This is a genomic window from Paraburkholderia caledonica NBRC 102488, assembly GCF_000685095.1.
Lineage (GTDB): Bacteria > Pseudomonadota > Gammaproteobacteria > Burkholderiales > Burkholderiaceae > Paraburkholderia > Paraburkholderia caledonica.
Genome location: NZ_BAYE01000035.1, coordinates 1 through 19788 on the forward strand (window position 1 = coordinate 1; position 19788 = coordinate 19788).

The following is a 19788-nucleotide window of genomic DNA, read 5'->3' on the forward strand; positions in this document are numbered from 1 at the left end:
AGGTTCTCAAAGAAGCCCATTCCCCATTGAGTGGGCGTGCTGGTCCACGTGACTTCGAGCCCACTGGTAATGGTGTCGGCGCCCTTGCCAGTGCCAAACGTGCTTTGCCATCCGAGGCCCTGGTTTTCAAGGCCAGCCGCCTCCGGCTCCGGTCCCACGTTGTCGGCGGGGCCCGCGCCGTGGGTCTTGCCAAAGGTGTGGCCACCCGCGATCAAGGCAACCGTTTCTTCGTCGTTCATCGCCATGCGGGCGAACGTCTCACGAATGTCGTGCGCGGCCGCAAGTGGATCGGGATTGCCGTCGGGGCCTTCAGGGTTCACATAAATGAGGCCCATCTGCACTGCCGCGAGCGGGTTTTCAAGATTGCGGCCCGCATCCGCGCGGCTTTGCTCGACTCCGTGCAGTTCTTCATCGGCGACGATCACGCCTCCCCCGCCGTCTGCCGCCGCCTTTCCATAGCGAACATCGCCGCCCAACCAGGTCTTTTCGTTGCCCCAATACACGTCCTGATCGGGTTCCCATGTATCCTCCCGGCCACCGGCGAAACCCAGGGTTCTGAAGCCCATGCTTTCGAGTGCGACGTTGCCCGCGAGGACAAGCAGATCGGCCCACGAGATCTTCTGACCATACTTCTGCTTGACTGGCCACAGGAGTCGACGCGCCTTGTCGAGGCTCACGTTGTCGGGCCAGCTGTTGAGCGGCGCAAAACGCTGCTGCCCTCGTCCTGCGCCGCCGCGTCCGTCACCCGTACGGTAAGTGCCGGCGCTATGCCAGGCCATGCGAACGAAAAGCGGACCGTAGTGACCGAAGTCGGCAGGCCACCAGTCCTTCGAGTCAGTCATGGCGGCGGCCAGGTCCTTCTTGAGCGCAGAGAGGTCAAGCGTATTGAATGCTTGCGCATAGTCGAATTGCGAATCGAGCGGGTTCGACTTACTGGAGTGCTGGCTCAGCAGGTCGAGTCTCAGCGCTTTAGGCCACCAGTCACCGTTGGTGGTGCCGCCGCCGGCCGCGTGATTGAATGGGCACTTCGAGGTATCAGACATCAGGTTGGTCCTGTTTTTTAAGCTGTTTTCGGTGCTCGCTCTTGCTGCCCCGACACACTTTGCCGGGCTTGCAAGGGAGATAAAGATTGCGAAAAGGCATTCTTACTGCATCGAACCCCGCGGGACGTTGGCAGCAGTTGCGCCCGCAATACCGCGTGACACCGGCAGTGCGGTTTCCACGTCGCCGAGCGAGGCCGAGCGGCGCCGCCAGGAAGGTGGATGCCGCTTTAGTGCCCTTCGCTTCCGAGGATCAACCGGTTTGAGACCTCTCTCACCCCCGGAACTTGCCGCGCCCGCTGTTGCGCGAGGTCGATCTGCGATACCTCGGGCACCGTCCCCGCCAGTGTTACCGTCCCGGACTTCGCCAGGACAGACACGTGCGCCGTGTCAATATCACCTGCCTTGACCAGCGACTTCCGCACGCTTGCGGCAAGATGGCGGTTCTCAACGCGCATTGCCTTTTTTTGCGCGGCGCGCTGCGCCTTTGCAGGGTCTTTCGGCGGCGCCACATAAGGCTGAACAGGCGGCAGATATGCGATATCCGCCTCGTCGGCCAATGCAACCCCAGCGCCACTGACCAGCACGAGAAGCGCCATGCAGGCGACGCGCGGGAACGCTGCTTTCATTTTTTTCAAGTGAATCTCCTGATTTGTTGGCAGACACCAGGTCCACCGCCATTCAAATTACCTTCAGCTCTCTCTGGAGGACTAAATGCGCTCGCCTTGTCGCCGCCGCACTCAGCGTGCTCGTATGCGACTTCACTCGCCAGAATCATTGCGTGACCGTTTGCGACGGTGTGATGGCGCGCCCGCGGCTTATAAACGATGTCACCCCGCCGGATGATTTCACCGCCCAAAGCACAGACACCACGAGCGCGCGCCCTGCAGCGTATCCATGTCTGATCGCTATAGTGGCAGCGGGTCGCATCCTGCCAGAGGACAATGATCGTGTTGGCGCTCAGGCGCTCCAGTACGCGGATGCGCGCGTGTTGCGACGACGCATCTTTCTTTTCCGCTTCTTCGCGAAATATCTGCCCGGAAAGTCCCAACAGATTTCGCATCACGTGGTCCCAGATGGTCGATGACGCTTGTACGTGGCTCGTGTCCAGCAGAAGGCCGCTATCGTGCAAGATGGTCCTCCGAAAGAGAGAAAAACTTCGCGCATCCAGCTAACTCTGGCTGCGCGGAAGAATTGCCGCGTGTCGGTGTATTGCTCGAAACCGACGGTTCTCGCGGATCTGCACCGCACCGCTGCAACGCGGCGCGCGCCTCGCCGGATCTAGCCCTGCAGGAATTCCAGCAGGTCGGCGTTGACCTTGTCGGCAAGCGTGGTGCACATGCCGTGCGGTGCGCCGGCATAGACCTTCAACGTCGCGTTCTTAATGAGCTTGGCCGACAGCCGAGCCGAGCCGCCGATGGGCACGATCTGGTCGTCGTCGCCGTGAAGAATCAGTGTAGGCACATCGATCTTCATCAGGTCGGCGGTGTAGTCCACCTCGGAAAACTGCTTGATGCATTCGTACTGGCCTTTGATCGAGCCGAGCATGCCTTCGCGCCAGAACTCGTCGATGTTGCCTTGCGAGACTTTCGCGTCCGGACGGTTATAGCCGTAGAAAGGCACCGCGAGGTCTTTGTAGAATTGCGAGCGGTTCGCCGCCACGTTGGCGCGAATGCCGTCAAACACGGACATCGGCAAGCCGTTCGGATGCGCCTCTGTCTTGACCATGATGGGCGGCACAGCGCCGATCAGCACGGCCTTCGCTACCCGCGAACTGCCGTGGCGGCCAATATAGTGAGCGACTTCGCCGCCACCTGTCGAATGGCCGACGAGCGTGGCTTCCTTCAGATCCAGCGCGTTGATCACGGCGGCCAGGTCGTCGGCGTAGGTGTCCATATCGTTGCCATGCGACGGCTGCTCCGAGCGGCCGTGGCCACGCCGGTCGTGGGCGATGACGCGGTAGCCCTTCTGCACGAGAAACATCATTTGCGGGTCCCATGCGTCGGCGTCGAGCGGCCAGCCATGCGAGAACACGACCGGCTTACCCGTGCCCCAGTCCTTGAAGAAAATGCGCGTGCCGTCTTTCGTGGTGACCGTGTTCATGGTGTGCCGCTCTCCGCGCTGTGAATGAGATGAGTTGCCCGCGTGGCTGCCGCCGCCACCGGATGCCGCTGCGAACGCGACGCCAGGCGCCGCGATCGCGGCAACGGCCGCGCTTGCGCCCGCGGTGAGTAGCTGGCGGCGATTTGCCGATGGCGCTGTCGTCGGCGTTTTCAATGAGTGAGCCAAAAGTTTTCTCCGTGCTTGTGACATTGCTGTGCATGCGTGGGAAGCATGGCGCCACATCGCCCCTATCCCCCGCATCGCATGGTTCCGAATGCTGCGGACGCGAATATCAGCTGTAGTTCAGATTGCTTGATTGTTGTTAAGGACGGTTTCGTCGTGCGAATGCCTCGTACAATCGCTGAATGACAGCAAGATTCCTCCGGGCCGTGATTCGGATTACTAAATTATAAAACTGCTCATTTGTTGCACTCGCAATACCATTTCTGTCAGTTGTCTGTTTGTAGCGGCGGGAAAGTCAATGCCATCTCGTGCAGTGAGGCATCCAGATTTTTCCGGTTATCGCGGGTTTCTATGACTTGGTCTGGTTTTTGGGACCAGGCTCCAACGGTGCCGCACGGCGGCGAGCACGGCGTGAACGATTCGAATCTCCGTGTAATAAAAAGGTTGGGCGAGAAGGATTGCCATGAACCACCTTCTCAGATACGCCATTGAAAGCCTAGCCCGATGCGCCAGGGGCTTCATCGTTACCCGCCACGAGTAAAACACGAGATACGCTGCCTTTGAGTCTGTGAGGCAGCGCGGCCTGATATTCGTCGCTGGCGTACCAGGCCCTCGCGGCCGTCATAGTAGGAAAGGACAGAATCGCTACACCCTCGGCCGACGCCCCTTCGAGCGCTTCGTGCTCACCATAGAAGGCTATAGGAGTCACGGGATGCACGTGTCGCGCGAGGGGCGCCAATTCGCGATAGCGGCCGAGAGACTTTCCATCAAGCGTCTGTTCGCGCACGATGACGACGTACGCCGTCATTTCCCGGCTCCCAAGGCATCGATCAGGGTACGTGCGGTTGCAGGAGACGATCCTGGGTTCTGCCCGGTGATAAGCAAACCGTCCTCGACGACATAGGAACCCCAATCTGGACCGCGCGAATACACGCCGCCTTTCGCCCTCAGCTCATCTTCGACGAGAAATGGCACGACATTCGTCAACCCAACGGCGTCCTCCTCGGAATTGGCAAAACCGGTGACTTTCTTTCCATCGACGAGCGGCCGACCTGACGGTGCGCACACATGACGCAGGACGCCAGGCGCGTGACAGACGAGAGCGACGGGCTTGTTTGACACGATGAAGCTCTCGATCAGACGGATGGAATGCGGGTCCTCAGCCAGATCCCATAGCGGACCATGCCCCCCCGGATAAAAGACGGCGTCGTAGTCTGCCTCGACCACATCGGACAGCTTCAGCGTTGCCGAAAGTGCGGCCATTGCTTTTTCATCCGCTTCGAACCGGCGTGTGCTGTCGGTCTGATTCGCCAATTCATTGCTTTTCGGGTCAAGCGGTGGTCGGCCACCTTTTGGCGAAGCCAGCGTAATGGCCGCGCCTGCTTCCTCGAACGTATAGAACGGGGCAGCCAACTCCTCCAGCCAGAAGCCCGTCTTACGACCAGTGTCGCCCAACTGGTCGTGCGACGTCAGTACTATCAGGATCTTCATTGCTTTACCCTCATGTTGCATCATCAAGATAAAAATACGGCTCGCCTTTGAGACTGGCCGCGTCGTCGCAACCTCAACGAGCGCACTGTAGCCCTTCCTAGACCGGTCGTCTAGTAAAAATTAAAATACACAATCGATTGACCACCAGGCAGCTAGTGAGTGCGACTCATAGGATAACGAGTTGCATCAAGTCGGCACGTAGAGCGTGTATAGTTCAACCCGTGGCCCCAAGGCGCCACGCTTGCGAAACGCCGACCATTGATGCCGGGTCGGCTCGGCGTGTTTGCTGCCGACAAACGCTAAGGCGTTACTAGCCGACCGGTCTACTCGAAATGAAAGCTCTTTGGTCCATCTGCGTATTGCTTGGGACCAACCGTGCCGTCGAATGACGACGCCAACCACTCGAAGGACAATGATCATGAAAGTACTGATGGTTCTCACCTCGCACGACCAACTTGGAAATACAGGTCGCAAGACCGGATTCTGGCTCGAAGAGCTGGCAGCGCCCTACTACATGTTCAAGGACGCCGGTGCGCACATCGTCCTGGCCTCGCCGAAGGGTGGCTTGCCGCCTCTCGACCCAAAAAGCAACGAGCCCGCGAATCAGACAGACCTCACCCGTCGTTTCGAAGGCGACGCCGATTCAATGGCGCAGCTTGCGAGCACGGCACGACTCGATAGCGTGTCGTCCGACGATTTCGATGCCGTCTTCTACCCCGGTGGTCACGGCCCGCTTTGGGACCTGGCCGAAGATGCAACGTCGATCAGACTGATCCAGTCGTTCATCGCCGCCCGGAAGCCGGCAGCCCTTGTCTGCCATGCGCCAGGCGTATTGCGGCACGTCGTGACGCCGCAAGGAAAGCCTATCGTCGAAGGCAAGGAAGTAACGGGATTTGCCAACTCGGAAGAAGAGGCCGTCGGGCTCACCCAGGTTGTGCCGTTCCTCGTCGAAGACGTGCTTGAGGCCAACGGTGGCATTTATTCGAAAGTAGCCGACTGGTCCCCTTATGTCGTCACCGACGGCCTGCTGATCACGGGCCAGAACCCGGCCTCCTCCGGGCCTGCCGCTGCCCGTCTGCTTCAGCATCCGGCTCTTGTTACGGCTGCTGCCCCGAAAGCTTAAGCGCAAGGCATGTCGCAACGATCGGCGCGACGAGTCGAAGCACAAATACATTTATGAGGTATGGCATGAACCACAGCAAACTCTTCGAGCGCGTGACGCTCGGCACACATGTCCTCAAAAACCGGATCGTCCTGCCGCCGCTCACGCGGCAGCGAAGTAGCCCCGATGGCGATGCCGCAACGGACCTGATGGCGACTTACTACAGCCAACGCGCTAGCGCGGGGCTCATCGTCAGCGAAGGCACGCAAATCGAACCTCGCGGACAAGGCTATGCATGGACCCCGGGGATCTACAGCGACGCCCAGATCTCTGGCTGGCGCAAGGTCACTCAGGCAGTACACGCGGCGGGCGGCGTGATGTTTGCGCAGTTATGGCACGTCGGCCGGGTGTCGCATACGGCGCTTCAACCTCATGGCGGCTCACCGGTTGCCCCTTCGGCAATCCGTGCGGAGAAAGTCAAAGCTTTCATCGCCACCGGGCCCGAAACCGGCACCCTGATAGAACCGTCTGATCCTAGAGCGCTTAGCCCGACCGAGATAGAAGAACTGGTCAGGATGTACGCGCAGGCCGCAAGGAATGCGTTGAGCGCGGGCTTCGACGGCGTCGAGATTCATGCGGCGAACGGTTACCTCATCAACCAGTTCATCTCCGCGCACGCCAATCACCGTGACGACCAGTACGGCGGCTCGCTGACCAACCGTCTGCGCTTTCTCCGCGAGGTCGTGCATGCGGTCATGGAGGTGGTGGGTCCCGGTCGCCTTGGCGTGCGCTTCACGCCGCTTTTTACAGGCACCGATCAGGACCGCGTGTACATCGGCCTGGTCGAAGAAGACCCGCATGGCACATATCTCGAAGCAATCAGGATTCTGGAGGCCGAGGGCGTTGCGTATCTCTCCATTGCAGAAGCCGATTGGGACAACGCTCCGGAGTTGCCCGACAGCTTTCGCCGTGACGTTCGAAGCGCCTTTAGTGGCCGCATTGTCTACGCTGGCTGTTACACCGCGGAACGCGGCACCCGTCTGATTGACGCGGGTCTAGCCGACCTCATTGCGTTCGGCCGGCCGTTCATTGCCAATCCGGACCTTCCCGAACGTCTCGCGAATGGCTGGCCATTGAACCCATTGGACGGCGCGGCCCTGTATGGCGGCGGGGCACGCGGCTTCACCGACTATCCCATGTACGTCGAATCACGTCAGGACCACACTACAGAGGCCACAGCATGAGAACCAACATCGAGAATAAGGTCGTTTTGATCACCGGAGCGAGCAGCGGCATCGGTGCCGTTACGGCGCGCTATCTCGCGGCTCGCGGCGCACGGGTAGCAGTCGCCGCCCGCCGGACAGATCTACTCCAGACAGTCGTCGCCGACATCCTCGCTTCTGGAGGGGCGGCCAGATCGTATGCACTGGACGTCACGGACAAAGCGAACATGGAAGCGGTCGTCGCCGCCACCGTCGGAGACTTCGGTCGCATCGACGTGATCGTGAACAACGCCGGGTTAATGCCGATCCGGCCGATGATCGAGGTGAACACGGATGAATGGGACGCGATGATCGACGTCAACATCAAGGGCACCTTGTATGGCATCGCTGCCGTGCTGCCGCGCTTCACCGCGCAAGGTAGCGGACACGTCATCAACATCAGCTCCGTTGCGGGAATCAAGGTTTTTGCGCCGGGCGGGACGGTATATTCAGGAACCAAGTTCGCGGTGAGAGCAATTTCCGAAGGGCTTAGGCAAGAGGTGGGCGCAGCGATCCGCGTTACATCGATCGAACCGGGAGCCGTCGAGAGCGAACTGAAGCACAGCACCTCGGGAACCGCGAAAGACACCGTACTGGACTTCTACAAGCTGGCGATTCCGACAGAATCCGTCGCGCGAGCAATTGCTTTCGCGATCGAGCAACCCGACGATGTAGACATCAATGAAATCGTCTTACGGCCTACGCGTCAGGAGTTCTGACGCAAGCTCGCGATATTGCTTCGGCGATGGATCTGACCTCTCCTACAGGTAACGAACGAGAGCGCGGACCTTCGGCCAACGGACGCACTCTTGCGGGTAGAGCGCGTTCAATTCCTGCGGGGGCCCCGCCCATCGCGGCAGCGCGCGGAATAAGCGGCCTGCCTTGACTTCGGCTTCCATGCTCATGTCCATCGCAAGCATGACACCTTGGCCCGCGCACGCCGCCTCGAGAACCAACGCCGGATCGCTTCCTGCAATCACCGGATCGATCCTGTAACGCTGCGGCTTGCCCCCGCCTAATCAGGGGCCAGCTGTAGCCGCCTTCGGCGCGCGCGCTTGATGAGGTGGGACAGCCGCGTTGTTACGCGCACGTCTTTGTCCGTCTTCTGAGCGACCGTTCCGCATGTCCACGATTCGTCCGGCAAGCGGCAATCTGGGGTGACAACATGCCAGACTTCAAACCGGGTCGCTAGCGAATTGCAGACTGCACGAAAAGGCTTGATGGAAAGCGCCAGCAGAAGTTCTTCCGTGTCCCAAAGGCGAGCGCTACCGAAATCAACGATTAGGCAACTGCCGTTGATCGGCAACGCCGATCAGACATCGATTATCGATGAATCCGTCCGGCGGACCAACGAAATATGTCAACATACAGCCGGTACAGAACGGGGACATCGTCATGGAGCAGCTATCAACATTGGCACGCGCAGCACAGGACCGGCGCCAACCGGCATCGATCCTCGTGGCCGACGCGCTGCGCGAAGCGATCTTTGGGCGCCTGCTCAAGCAGGGCGAGCCGCTCCGCCAAGACGCGCTCGCCAAGCAGTTCGCCGTCAGTCAGGTGACTGTACGCGAAGCATTGCGCCTCCTTGGCGAGGAAGGTCTGGTCGAAATCGCTCCTCGGCGCGGCGCTATCGTCGCATGTCTATCAGAAGACGACGTGCGGGAAATCGTCGAATTACGCATCACACTGGAATCGATCCTGATCGCGGCGGCAATCCGCCGCCTGACCGATACGGATCTTGAAGAAGCTGAACGGATAATTATGCGACTGGACAAGGCGAGGACCCTTAATGAGCAGCTTCAGCTCAATCTGAGTTTTCACAGCCTCCTTTATTCGCGGGCCGTGCGGCCCCGCACGCTGGCAATGCTGGAGAAATTGCGGCTTGCTCTGGAGCCCTATCTGCGAATGCTTTGGATGCGTTCCGGATACAAGTCAAATTCGCAAGCCGATCATCGGGAAATCGTCGCGCTGTGCCGTGCAAAAAATGTTCGGGGCGCGCAAAAGACTCTGGCGTCGCATATCTCGGCGACCGGCGATGCTATCGTCGCGCTACTGCAGACCTAAGCGAGGTCAGGTCAATTGTCATCGAGCCCCGCGAATAATTTCGTCGCACAACCCTGAATCGACGTTCCCGCCGGACGCAACCAAAGCGGCGACTTTCCCTCGCAAAGCAGTGGGGTCCGACAGGATCGCCGCCACAGCGACAGCGCCGCCCGGCTCGACAACAACGCGAAACTCTTCAAACAGCAATTGCATTGCCTTGAGTACGTGCGCGTCATCGGACACAAGCCCTCGGGCAACACCTCCGCGGTTGATTTCGAAGGGCAATCCGGCAGGCGTCGGCGCAAGCAGTGCATCACAGATCGATGTTTTGCCCGTTGGATTGAGCTCCCTGTTACCCGAGGTCAATGAGCGTCTGGTGTCGTCGAAATCGATCGGCTCGGCGACCCAGACCTCCGACGAAGAGCACACTAAGTCTCGAGCAAGACACGTCCCCGCTGCCAACCCGCCACCGCCGCAGGGAACCACGAGCGCGTCCACGCGACGGGAGCCGAGTTCGATGAGGATTTCAAGCGCTACTGTGCCCTGCCCTGCAATGACGTGACGGTGGTCTCCTGGCGGAATCGTCACATAACGCCCCGTGCGACCGATTTTCTCAGCAATTTCTTCCCGGCGCTCCCGCGTGCGATCGTACTGCACGATTCTTGCGCCCTGCTGCCGGGCTTTTTCAATTTTGATGGAAGGTGCATCCGTTGGCATGACCACGGTTGCCTGTGTGCCAAGCATCATTGCCACCGTCGCTATCGCCTGTCCATGATTGCCTGTCGAATAGGCCAGAACCCCGTCCGGGAATTCGGCCATGTCGAGCCGCGACACGCAATTAAACGCACCTCTGAATTTAAAAGCCCCGGTCCGCTGCAAGCTCTCGAGCTTCACATAGATATCACCGTCACAGAGCGCGCTGAGCCGTTCCGATCGAAGTAAGGGTGTTGGCCTCGCTATACCTCGAAGACGGTCAGCTGCGGCTTGGACTTCGGAGGGGCTCGGCAGTTGAAGATCGAGCATTGCCTTTGATGTGAGGTAGTCACTACATGTCTTTAGCCAGATGCAGGCTGTCGTCGGGCTTACGAAATCGCGAGTTGAGCCCGCAAAGCGAGCGCGAAGTCATGCATCGTGTCGAATTCCGCATCAGGCCGTGCACCGACAGCGTCCTCCGAGCGTGAGCCCAGGCTGCGTCCGGGCCGGCGAATCCAGGCGCATTTCAGATCGAGGACGTTCGCGGGAATCACATCTGCACGCAGACTTTGCCCCACGTGCAGAACCCGATGCGGCGAAATCTTCAGATCACAAAATGCCTTCAAACCCGAATGGAAGTGAGCATGATCCGGTTTGTACGCACCCACGCTTTGTGCCGTAACAACCACGTCAGGATTGAAGCGCAGCTTGCGCACCGAGTAGCTCAACGAGTCGTTGTCGATGTTGCTCAGCAAACCTATCTTCACATGCGAATGGAGATAAGCGAGCGACTCGACGGCATCGTCGAACGCCGGCCAGAGCATGACCGCCCGACTGAACATCTCGCGCTCGCGATCATTCGCCGGAATCCGGTAGCGTTCGCAGAACTGGTTGTACGCCTCGCGCAGCACATCGGGGTACAAAAGTGCCGGCCGGATACGCTGCAATCTGGCTCTCGCCCGGTCGAACTCAAGCAGTAACTCGTCACGGGAGAGTTCGACCTGATGCTGGTCCGCAACGCTCTGGAACATCGCAATGATCGACGGCTCCCAATCGATCAACGTGCCATAGACATCGAAGGTGATTGCGTCAAACCGCGTAAGGTCAAGCGTCACGATTCGCTCCTTTTTATCGATAATCGATAACGTACCTATTCGTGATCGGTTCGTCAACGACCAGTTGAGGGCTGGCTCAACCGGAGATCGTGACCGCCAGGGAAAGAAGCGCTGTGTCGCTGCCGCGGGGACCGATTAATGAAAAGCCCAGCGGGATTCCCTGAATCTGCATGATCGGCATGGACACCTGCGGGCGACCCGACAGGCCCGAAACACACAGCAACCGGATGGCTTCGAACCGGTAGGCGTCCAGTTCGCTGTCGGTCACGCTAATCAATGGAGCGACGTCCGGCATGGAAGGCACGGCAATCACCGTGTTGTCATCTAGAAGGTTGGCCAGGCCATTGCCAAATTTCGCTCTGGTTTCCGACGCGGTTTCATATTGCGCGCTCGTCACGCCGCGCGACCAATCAAACCGATCCCGTACCGTCTCTCCTAGCTGGAAATGATGCTCATCCAAAAGGTGCCCTAAGCCTCTCCATGCTTCAAATCCCTGGATATGACGAAACGCATCGCACAGTGCATCGACGGAATGAGTCGAGATTCTTTTGCGGTAAACGTTGGCTCCAAGTCGGGCTGCGACCCTAGCAAGCGTGTCGAAGAACACAGCCGCAGTATGCGGCCGCAATTCGGATTCGAACTCGAGCGGAACGACGATATCCCGAGGCGTCGAAAGAGTGGACGAGTCAGCGCCTAGGAGCGTGCCGCCGACAAGACTCAACGTCTTTGCGTCACGTGCGAACCAACCGCATGCGTCAAGGCTCGGAGATAAAGGCATGCATCCCTCCAGACTCACGCCGCCATGGGTGGGACGCAGCCCATAAAGTCCGCAGTGGCTCGATGGCGCACGGACCGAGCCACCGGTGTCCGTGCCGATGGCGAAACTGCAGAGCCGATTGGAAACGGCTGATGCCGACCCGGAACTGGATCCCCCACAAACTCGGTCCGGAGCCGCACCGTTGACAGGAATTCCAAAATGGACGTTCTTTCCGGTCATCGAAAAAGCAAGCTCGTCGGTATGTGTCTTCCCGACGAAACGCGCACCGGCGTTCAACAGCATGTTGACCGCGGTTGCATTGACGCCTTTTACACCCGACAACGCGAGCATGTGGGGATTGCCACATCCCGTGGGATAGCCTTCTACGTCGAAAAGATCCTTCACACCGAAGGACAGGCCGGACAGCGGCCCATCTGGCGCATGGCGTACCTTGGCATCCGGATAGGGAACGAAGCAACGATAGAATGAACGGGGCTGAGCAGTATCTGGCATGGCATCCTGGGCTGAGATGGTGTTCGGTCAACCTACGGGATTTAGAGAACTCGCGTGGCGCTCGCTTGGTGGGGCGTTACAGCGCCGCCGGCGCGCGTCATCAAACACTTTGCCTTTGTCGAGAAGGAGACGCCCCCCTGCCAACATGGCGCGCGAACTTGATCTCGTGCGGAGACGATGATCATCGACGCGGCTCCGAGCGCGATTTGCCTGAGCACCTGAAGAACCTCGTACTGGTGTTCCGGATCGAGCGCCGATTCCGACTCGTCGAAGAGGCACCAGCCGATGCTTCACGGCTAGCGTTAGCGTGATTTGAACCCTTCTTTGAGGCAATTTGGAGGCGAGTGCCATGCAACTGATGCAAGGTGGAACAGAGCTACCGCGAACCTCACTCGCACCACGCGATAGTTGATCGTCATTATTTCGTGTCCGGTGCGGATGAACTCTCCGTCGCCATCAGATGAGCAGTGACCAGCGGCGACGGTTGTCGCTTCCGACTAAATCAACGCTGCCACTGGATAGCGCCGCCATTCCGGCTCGGCATGGCGCCGGCCGTGGGTGAACAGAAACCAGAGCACGGCTTGTTGGTCGGACAGCTGTGCCGGATGCGCCGCCTTCCAGTCGTCGAATGTCTGGCGCAGCGCCGGCTCGTCGGCCAACATCTGCAAGGCCGTGTCCTCGAAGACATACGCCGAGATGTGGTCCTGCTTCCGCTCCAGCACGCTGTTGAAAAACCCCCAGCGAAAGAAGCTGTCGTGCGCTTCGGGTTCCAGCGTCTCCACCGCGTAGCGGGCCTGGGGCTGGTCGAGAGACACCAGCATGTCGCCCGCGCGCGCCCGGATGGCCTCGCAGTGCGTGCTCAGCAGCACGTGGTCATGAAACATGTGGCCTTCATAGGCTGTCGCGCGGGTCCCAACCTCCACCACCCGGTACACTCGAGCCGCATCGAACACTCGGTCGGCGTCCAGGGGCCGCAGTGCGACACCGTTCCACTTCAGCCGCTTGATCACGTCTCGCCAGGCCTGGGGAACAAGGTAGGCTTTCGGGGCCGTTACCACCCGTTCCTCGACGCAGCGGTCAAAGTGGACGATGTCCTTCTCCCACGGCTGTCTGCGGTCATATGCGATCCGTTGATAGTCACCCAGCCGACTTGGTGTGCGCACCGCCGAGTAGCCCTGAAAGCGAAGGCGCGCCGGGCGTGCGTGGTCGTTGCGCCATCGCAGCGGCCACTGCGTGCGGCGTTCGGCGTCGGCCCGCAAGTCGCGCCGCAGTTGCTGGATGCGCGCCGCGTTCGCTACGCTGAAGTCCAGCACCACCTCGAGCAGCGTGCGCATCGCGGCCACACGGTCGGCGAAAGGCTTGAGCATGTGTGTCTCGGGCATGAAGCCAATAGTGTGGTGCAGCGCGGCGTAGCCAGTGGAGAAGCGCGGCAGATCGAGAAAATCTTCGATGCCGTCGTCGGGCGTCTCGGCCAGCAGATTGACGTAGGGGCAGGTCGGCCAGCCCCGCCGCTGCATCTCGCCATAGATCGCGGGCAGCATGCGCTCACGCAGGAAGTTTCCCAAGTCGCCGCCCAGCTTGTCGGGCTGGGTCGGGATCAGGGTCATGGCATAGACGTGGTCGGCACCGTTGGCGGTGTGTGTGTCGACCATCACATCCGGATTCCAGGCAGTGAAGAAGCGGTTGAACATCTGGGCGGCCAGGCTGTCGCATTTGATGAAGTCGCGGTTCAGGTCGAGGTTGAGACCATTGCCCCGAAATCCGAATGATTCGGGGCCTAGCTGGTTGACACGCGAGGTGGATTGGCGGTTCACGCAGCCATCGACGTTGTAGACCGGGATGAAAAGGAACACCGTTTTACCCAGCGCCGCCAGCCGTTCGGGTTCGAGGCAGAAGTCGCGCACTAGCGCCATACAGGCGTCGATGCCCTCGGGCTCGCCGGCATGGATGCCGTTATTGTTGAAGAATATTGGACGCCCCTGATCGCGCAAGGTCTCGCGGTCGAACACGCCGTCGGACGTCACCAACCCGGCGTGCATCGGAAGGCCGGTGTCAGACGTGCCTACCCGCCACCATCGCAGCACACCCGGGAATCGCCCGGCCAGCCGCTCGTAGAAGGCGATGCATTCGGCCCACGTGGTGGTCTGGTTGCCATTGCCGAGTTCGAAGGGTGTGGGATAGGCAACGGCGGTCGGGGACGTCATGCGCGATTCCTTTTTCTGTTGGTGGTACGTTGCCACTGCCAAGTTCGAAGGGCGTGGGAAAGGCAAGGCTGGTCGATCATGAACAGCCAGGCGAGCGGCCGCGTGCCCCCTCCCCATAAGATGCGCTGATCGAACCGCATCCCCGGACACGCAGGGCCATAGGCTGTTCTTGGACGCGACCTGGTCCGCAACGCTCCGAAACATCGATATGGCGGGCGCCATGTCGATCAATGTACCGTTCACATCAAACCTGAGAACATCAGACTGGATAGGACCAAGCAGTATGCCGTCACCATTTTATCGATAATCGATAAAATAGAGCGGACGTTTGCGTATGTCAAGAATGTGCGGGGACTCTTTAGGTACGTTATGCCCGGCAATCAACAATACGTGTTGGAGATCGTTAATTTTGCTAGCGGTGTCCACTTGATCGTTAATGCTGTCCACTAATTCTGCTAACGCAGGCGGTCGGTGGCCCGAAAACAAGCATTTTTCTCGGTAGCGCCTGATCGTCCGAAGCGCGGCGTCGAAGTGATTTGATAGCCGGAACACGGACGCCGGCACCGTTTCAAGGGGCCTGTGGTGCACGCTACAGAATTCGGCTGTCGGATCAAGCCACTCACGTTTCCAGCGTGGCGCTGACACGTCCGCTTCATTTAGCACGAGGCATCTAAAGCAGTACGGCATGCAGCGACGGTCATCGAGCCATGCTGTTGGCGTCTGTGTGTGGCTCAACCTGCCGCCATCAAGACGCGCGAGCGTCGCGAATCGCCCTAGTGCTGATCGCGAAATTGTCGGGAAAAGGTATCCATCCCGCCGTAGAGCGTATTAAATTCTATGGTCCCTCCCATTTTTGCAACCACGATTTTCGATGTCATTGCAGGCTCGCTTAAATCTATCCGGCGTCGATTGTGGGGATCATGCCCCGCGCCACGATGAGGTTCGCGCCTGAAGGTCCTAAAAACTGTCTCGGCTTGGGAAAGCCTATTTAATACCCAGGTTGTCCTTCAGGCCGATGTGCCGTTCATGTCATCAAATTTCAGTCGTCGCAAAACCAGTTGGGTGATTCGCCAGAAGTTGAGCCGCGCAGTCAGTCCGCAGCGACCGTCAATCCCGCACAGTACGCGGTGCCGTGGGCTGCCATTGACCACGCAGTTCGAGCCAGCTTGTTAGCCAGCGCGCACGCTACAACGTTTGAATGTCGTCGGGTGAGCATGGCACGAACCCAGTCCGCGAGTTGGCCTGTCCGTCCCTCAAGCCGCAGCATGTAGGCTCGAGCGCACGTGACGAGCAGCCGCCGAATATTCTTGTCGCCACGTCGGCTGATACCAAGCAACGTCGCCTTCCCACCGGTACTGTACTGCCTGGGAACGAGACCGACCGACGCTGCAAAGTCGCGACCGCACCTATACTGCTTGCCGTCTCCCATTTCTGCGGCCAGAACACTGGCGGTGATGGGGCCGATGCCCGGGATCGTCAGCAGGCGCTGGCCGAGCTCGTCGTCTGCGAGCTGGGCGTTAATCTCTTTCTCAATATGGCCAACTTCGCTGTCGAGGTACTTATAGTGCTCGTGCAGACGCTGAAGGATCGCGATCAGGCGCGGTGGCAGTGAATGCTCAGAGAGGAAGGCCGGAAGACGGGCAACGGAAGCCTTTCCAACTGGCAAGCTAACGCCGAATTCCAGCAATAAGCCGTGCATCTGGTTGATGGTTCTCGTGCGATCCCGCACGAATGACTCCCGTAGGCGATGTAGGGCGGAGAGCGTCTGCTGTGATTCGGTTTTCGCGGTGACAAACCGCATGGTAGGCCGGGAGGCAGCTTCGCAGATAGCCTCGGCGTCTACAAAGTCATTCTTGTTGCTCTTTACGAACGGACGTACAAACTGCGGTGAGATCAATTTGACCTCATGTCCGAACGTCGTCAGCAGGCGAGCCATGTGATGGGCGCCGGCACAAGCCTCCATTACAACCGTGCATGCATGAAAAGTCGCGAAGAACTCGACCAGTTGCCTGCGCCCGAGCTTCTTGCGAAATACCGCTTTGCCCCCTCTGTCCTGACCGTGAAGGTGGAAGGTGTTCTTTCCCAAATCGATGCCAACTATCGTGACGTCTTGCATGACAGTCTCCAATCCGGAATTGACGCCGTAAGCGTAGCGCACTCGGCGAGGGCGGGAGGGACCATCCCATTACTGTAACGTTGCGGCAATAAGTTCATCAATCCGTGACGTCCGGACGTGCCGAGGAGCTACAAGCCTTGCTGCGCATGACTTGGACAAGCCGAATTAATTGTGTCAACGACGAGGCCAAGGCACTGACTCATCCGGACGCATCGGGCAGTAGTCGCCGCCACAAACCGTCATTCGATGCCGTGCCTATGAAGACATCCGACCGTCTCATTGATCACTGAAAACCGGCCCTTTTTGGCACAGATCAAAATGCGTCGAGGATCACTTAGAGGCCGCCTTCTCCTCTGCAGCAGTTCGTCCGACGGCCGCCTCCGGGAGTGGCGAGTGATCCACGACTTATTGGTCCGATCATGTCGCGCAGGAACGGACCGATCTGGCATTCAGGAGTGCCGGCACTTGTTCCTCCTCAGCCTGCAGCACTTGCTGATCGTAGATCAGCTGTGCAGTCTCGATTTCATGCAAATGTTTGATTGACCAGTCGTATACCGCGCCGAACGGAACCTGGAGCGTGCGGCCAAGATCGGTGATCGAGTATTGGACCGCGACGGGTGACGTGTTGAGCACCTGCCGCGAGATCAGACCGTTGCGCTCGAGACGCCGCAGCGCCTGGGTCAGCGCCTTGTGCGTAACCCCTTCCAGCCTGCGCTTCAGTTCATTAAAGCGCGTCGGCTTCTGCGTCAGCATCGTAAGAATCATTACCGACCATTTGTTCGCGACCTGATCGAAAAACGATCGAGCGGCGCAGTCCGCGAAGAACACATCGTCAACCTCGGGAGCCATGCCGATATCCTCCTGTATATCTACGCACCTCAAGGTGCGTAATTGACCGTAGATATCCAATGTATAACATAGCGTCAACACAATTGTTGGGCATCTGACAAGCAGGCCCGCGCGTTACGCACAGCCGTCGATCAATCTGCATCGAAAGTCTTATCTCGTCATTTAGGAAACCATATGAACTCGTCAAAGTCGAGGGTGTCGCGCCGCGACATCCTGAAGATTGCTGGCGCGGCGGCGGTAGCCGCGACCGTGGGCGAACGTGAAGCCATCGCCGCATCGCCGACGCATGCCGCGCTGTTCGCAACGGAAATGGGTACGGGCACCAACGTAATGTTTATTCACGGCTGGACTTGCGATTCCCACGACTGGAGCTGGCAATTGCCATTCTTCGAAAGCCGCTACCGTGTCGTCGCGCTCGATCTGCGCGGACATGGCAGGTCGCAGCTGCTGCCGCCCGGCGCCTATACGCCCGCCGACTATGTCGCGGACATCGAGTCGTTCATCGCGACGAAGTACCCTGGCGAGGAATTCATCCTCGTCGGACATTCGATGGGCGGGCAGATCGCGGCCCGGCTTGCCGCGAAGCGTCCGGATCTGGTCAGCGCGGTCGTGTCCGTCGACGGCGCGCTCGGCTTTTCCGGCCCCGCCGTTCAGCTGTTCGCGAAGACCACGCACGGTCTGCAAACGGCTGATCCCGCCACCGTCGTCCCGGCGTTGTTCCAGCTCGTCTATGACCGCAACACCGATCCGGCGTTCAAGCGTTGGCACGCGCGGCGTGTACAGGGAATGCCCGAGCATGTCGTGCGCGAGTCGTTCGGCCCACTGTTCTTCGGTGCAGACCAGGTCGGCGTTGGCGAAGCGAGCGCGGCGTTGTGCAAGCGCCTGAGCGTCCCGTTTTATCACCTGTGCCGTGATCCCGAGCAGGCTACGCGCATGCGCCCGTGGTTCTCGCATCCGAAGTCAAAGGTGGATGTATGGACCAACACCGGTCACTGGATCATGCAAGACCGCAGCGACGACGTGAACGCCGCGATTAGCGCGTGGATCGACACCCTGTAGCCGATCGCTTCGTTAACCCAACGCGAGAGAAACCGATGGCCGACCTTGACATTCTCTTCAGCCCGTATCATCTGAACGGCCTGACCGTGCCGAATCGCGTGATCATGGCGCCGATGACGCGCTCTTTCTCGCCGGGCGGCATACCCGGCGCCGACGTTGCAGCGTATTACCGCCGACGCGCAGAGCACGGCGTCGGCCTCATCATCACGGAGGGAACCGGCGTCGGCCGCCCGGCCGCGCTCGACGATCCGGACGTCCCGCGCTTCTATGGCGAGGCGGTGCTCGCCGGGTGGAAGAAGGTTGTCGACGATGTACATGCCGCTGGCGGGCGTATCGCGCCGCAGCTGTGGCACGTCGGCCAGAAGCGCTCGAATACACGGATCGAAAGGTCATTGTCGGCGAGATACGAAAGCCCATCGGGTCTTTCGATGACCGCGGAGCGCGTCGGCCAGCCGATGAGCGAGTCCGACGTCGCCGACACGGTCGGCGCGTTCGCGCAAGCCGCCGCCGATGCCGAACGCCTAGGTTTCGACGGCGTCGAACTCCACGGCGGCCACAACTACCTGATCAATCAGTTCTTCTCCGAGGATCTAAATCAGCGTGGCGACCAGTATGGTGGGAAAACGCTGCTCGATCGTTCGCGATTCGCAGTCGAGATCCTCGAAGCCATCAGGTCCGTTGTGGCCCCCGGATTTCCGGTGATCCTGCGCCTGTCGCAGTGGAAGCCAAAGGACTTTTGCGCGCGGCTCGCTGGCACGCCTCAAGTGCTCGAAGCATGGCTCGGCCTGCTCGCTGACGCCGGCGCCGACGCGTTCCATCTATCGCAACCCGCGTACTGGCAGCCTGCCTTTCCCGAAGTCGATCCGCATCTGAACCTGGCGGGATGGGCGAAGAAAGTAACCGGCGTCACGGCCATTACGGTGGGCTCGGTCGGGCTCGGTAGCGATGTGTATGACTCGTTCGCGGGCAACGGTGCGCGCACCGCCTCGCTGGACGATCTGCTCACGCGGCTCGCGCGCGGCGAATTTGATCTCGTCGCGGTCGGTCGCGCGTTGCTGCAGGACCCAGGGTGGCTCGAGAAGATCCGGCAAGGGCGCGTCGACGATATCGAGGACTTCAGTCCTACCGCATTTTCGACCTTACGCTGATTGGGTGGCCTGGCGCCCAGAACACCCGCTCGCTCGGGTCCGTCACAGTTCAGGGAAGCGCTTTGGGTTGGGCCGAGGTCTGGCCCGTGCTCCCGACTGCGCTGGCGTTT

19 protein-coding genes are annotated in these 19788 nt (G+C 59.8%); 6 read left to right on the plus strand and 13 right to left on the minus strand.

From position 1 onward, the window contains the following. From BCA01S_RS32195 to BCA01S_RS32220, 6 genes are all read right to left on the minus strand, one after another. Positions 1-1043, minus strand: a 1043-nt coding sequence (locus BCA01S_RS32195; RefSeq protein WP_027780409.1) for a peroxidase family protein, incomplete at its 3' end; no start/stop codon positions are given. Positions 1044-1270: 227 nt separating this feature from the next. Next, on the minus strand, positions 1271-1669 hold the full coding sequence (locus tag BCA01S_RS32200; RefSeq protein ID WP_027780410.1) for a BON domain-containing protein: 399 nt from the start codon (positions 1667-1669) through the stop codon (positions 1271-1273). 5 nt (positions 1670-1674) lie between these two features. Continuing rightward, a complete protein-coding gene (locus BCA01S_RS35925; protein ID WP_052369575.1) occupies positions 1675-2172 on the minus strand; it encodes a DUF3331 domain-containing protein in 498 nt (165 codons plus the stop codon). Between the two features lie 149 nt (positions 2173-2321). Beyond that, complete coding sequence (locus BCA01S_RS32210; RefSeq protein ID WP_042320173.1) at positions 2322-3143, minus strand: alpha/beta fold hydrolase; 822 nt, start codon at positions 3141-3143, stop codon at positions 2322-2324. Between the two features lie 679 nt (positions 3144-3822). After that, positions 3823-4134, minus strand: a complete 312-nt coding sequence (locus tag BCA01S_RS32215) for a DUF1330 domain-containing protein (protein ID WP_027780412.1) — start codon at positions 4132-4134, stop codon at positions 3823-3825. After that, positions 4131-4817, minus strand: coding sequence for a type 1 glutamine amidotransferase domain-containing protein (locus tag BCA01S_RS32220; RefSeq protein WP_027780413.1), 687 nt, complete (start codon positions 4815-4817; stop codon positions 4131-4133). Before BCA01S_RS32220 ends, BCA01S_RS32215 begins: the two co-directional genes overlap by 4 nt. Positions 4818-5235: 418 nt before the next feature. Between BCA01S_RS32220 and BCA01S_RS32225 the strand changes: the two genes are divergently transcribed. From BCA01S_RS32225 to BCA01S_RS32235, 3 genes are all read left to right on the plus strand, one after another. After that, positions 5236-5940, plus strand: coding sequence for a type 1 glutamine amidotransferase domain-containing protein (locus BCA01S_RS32225; RefSeq protein WP_027780414.1), 705 nt, complete (start codon positions 5236-5238; stop codon positions 5938-5940). Positions 5941-6005: 65 nt separating this feature from the next. Beyond that, positions 6006-7163 (plus strand): alkene reductase, encoded by a 1158-nt coding sequence (locus tag BCA01S_RS35930; RefSeq protein WP_042320176.1) that lies wholly within the window; start codon positions 6006-6008, stop codon positions 7161-7163. Then, a complete protein-coding gene (locus tag BCA01S_RS32235; RefSeq protein WP_027780415.1) occupies positions 7160-7900 on the plus strand; it encodes an SDR family oxidoreductase in 741 nt (246 codons plus the stop codon). Before BCA01S_RS35930 ends, BCA01S_RS32235 begins: the two co-directional genes overlap by 4 nt. 42 nt (positions 7901-7942) lie before the next feature. Here BCA01S_RS32235 and BCA01S_RS39570 read toward each other — a convergent pair whose 3' ends face one another. Continuing rightward, entirely contained in the window at positions 7943-8170 is a 228-nt protein-coding gene (locus tag BCA01S_RS39570) for a LysR substrate-binding domain-containing protein (protein ID WP_084167057.1), read from the minus strand. A gap of 340 nt (positions 8171-8510) precedes the next feature. Between BCA01S_RS39570 and BCA01S_RS32245 the strand changes: the two genes are divergently transcribed. Then, positions 8511-9245 carry a GntR family transcriptional regulator gene (locus BCA01S_RS32245; RefSeq protein ID WP_084167059.1) on the plus strand — a complete coding sequence of 245 codons (735 nt, stop codon included), beginning with the start codon at positions 8511-8513 and terminating at the stop codon, positions 9243-9245. An 18-nt stretch (positions 9246-9263) separates the two neighbouring features. Here the strand turns inward: BCA01S_RS32245 and BCA01S_RS32250 are convergent, their stop codons facing one another. From BCA01S_RS32250 to BCA01S_RS35935, 6 genes are all read right to left on the minus strand, one after another. Beyond that, positions 9264-10247: a threonine ammonia-lyase gene (locus BCA01S_RS32250; protein ID WP_027780418.1), complete on the minus strand. Its 984-nt coding sequence runs from the start codon at positions 10245-10247 to the stop codon at positions 9264-9266. A gap of 59 nt (positions 10248-10306) precedes the next feature. Further along, positions 10307-11032 (minus strand): HAD family hydrolase, encoded by a 726-nt coding sequence (locus tag BCA01S_RS32255; protein WP_027780419.1) that lies wholly within the window; start codon positions 11030-11032, stop codon positions 10307-10309. Between the two features lie 76 nt (positions 11033-11108). Continuing rightward, positions 11109-12302 carry an amidase gene (locus tag BCA01S_RS32260; RefSeq protein ID WP_027780420.1) on the minus strand — a complete coding sequence of 398 codons (1194 nt, stop codon included), beginning with the start codon at positions 12300-12302 and terminating at the stop codon, positions 11109-11111. Between the two features lie 497 nt (positions 12303-12799). After that, complete coding sequence (locus tag BCA01S_RS32265; protein WP_027780421.1) at positions 12800-14506, minus strand: M14 family zinc carboxypeptidase; 1707 nt, start codon at positions 14504-14506, stop codon at positions 12800-12802. A gap of 1090 nt (positions 14507-15596) precedes the next feature. After that, on the minus strand, positions 15597-16622 hold the full coding sequence (locus tag BCA01S_RS32270) for an IS110 family RNA-guided transposase (RefSeq protein WP_027780422.1): 1026 nt from the start codon (positions 16620-16622) through the stop codon (positions 15597-15599). Between the two features lie 417 nt (positions 16623-17039). Beyond that, positions 17040-17531 (minus strand): winged helix-turn-helix transcriptional regulator, encoded by a 492-nt coding sequence (locus BCA01S_RS35935; RefSeq protein WP_244145915.1) that lies wholly within the window; start codon positions 17529-17531, stop codon positions 17040-17042. A 114-nt stretch (positions 17532-17645) separates the two neighbouring features. On the opposite strand from BCA01S_RS35935, the gene BCA01S_RS32280 reads away from it, so the two are divergent. Together BCA01S_RS32280 and BCA01S_RS32285 are read left to right on the plus strand one after the other, a co-directional pair. After that, complete coding sequence (locus BCA01S_RS32280) at positions 17646-18530, plus strand: alpha/beta fold hydrolase (protein WP_027780423.1); 885 nt, start codon at positions 17646-17648, stop codon at positions 18528-18530. Positions 18531-18565: 35 nt separating this feature from the next. Then, positions 18566-19678 carry an NADH:flavin oxidoreductase gene (locus BCA01S_RS32285; RefSeq protein ID WP_027780424.1) on the plus strand — a complete coding sequence of 371 codons (1113 nt, stop codon included), beginning with the start codon at positions 18566-18568 and terminating at the stop codon, positions 19676-19678. Positions 19679-19788: the final 110 nt, after the last annotated feature.